This is a genomic window from Hominilimicola sp., assembly GCF_046972485.1.
Lineage (GTDB): Bacteria > Bacillota > Clostridia > UBA1381 > UBA1381 > Hominilimicola > Hominilimicola fabiformis.
Genome location: NZ_JBKVWU010000230.1, coordinates 1 through 1055, shown reverse-complemented (window position 1 = coordinate 1055; position 1055 = coordinate 1). Strand labels below are relative to the sequence as shown.

General features: G+C 42.1%; 1 protein-coding gene. It reads left to right on the top strand.

Annotated features, from left to right (window positions below; genetic code table 11):
• The coding region (locus tag ACLTU0_RS12025; RefSeq protein WP_412322680.1) for a carbohydrate-binding domain-containing protein at positions 1-1055 on the top strand (1055 nt) is incomplete at both ends.

The following is a 1055-nucleotide window of genomic DNA, read 5'->3' as shown; positions in this document are numbered from 1 at the left end:
GTCAATGCGTGTGTATACAGTAAAAATGATTTGACGATAAAAGGTAAAGGTACACTTAAGGTAAGCTCAACATATAACAACGCAATCGGCTGTAAAGCTGACGTTACAATAAAGAATTTGACGTTGAACGTAACCGAGGCGGCGAACAACGGTATAAAGGGTAATGATTCGGTAACTGTCGAGAGCGGTAATGTAACTGTAAATTCAAACGGTGACTCGATAAAATCAGACGAAGATCCTGCATATGACGGCGACGTGTTAGAGGGTGGAACTGTTAAAATTGCAGACGGTACAGTTACATTGACAACTGGAACGACCACAAAGGACGGCACAACATCAACAAGTGACGGTATCAAAGCATCAATGCTATGTGATATATCGGGCGGTACAATAAACATCACATCAACAGGCGATGCTATAAAAGCGAACGCGTCAAGCATAGACGAAGACAATCCGACAATCGCAGACGGTGACGGAAGTATCAATATTACAGGCGGTACAATCAATATTTCAGCAGGTGAGGACGGTATAAAGGGCGTAAAGCGCGTCAACGTATCTGACGGAGAAATCACAATCACAAAGGCTGAAGACGGCATACAAGTAAGTGAAGTTTTTTATGATACAGACGGAACAACCGTAAAAGCATATGTAACGGGAAGTATAGGAATAAGTGGCGGAACATTTAATATAACAAGCAGTGAAGACGGTATTCAGTGCGGTACGGGTAACATTACAATTACCGGCGGTGATGTAACGGTTAATTCAACAATGGATTGTATCCAAGCCGAGAATATATTGAATATCTCTGACGGTACATTCGATTTGAAAGCATACGGCGGTGCGCCTGCAACGGTATCTTCAAACAATTCGTCAGTATCAAACAGCTGCAAAGGTGTTAAGGCAGGAAATCTTGTAAATATCAGTGGCGGTACATTTAATATAAACACATATGATGACGGCATACATTCAAATAACACTGTTCGTATATCGGGCGGTGATATAGATATTGCCGCAGGTGATGACGGTGTACACGGCGACAGCTATTTGTATATGAC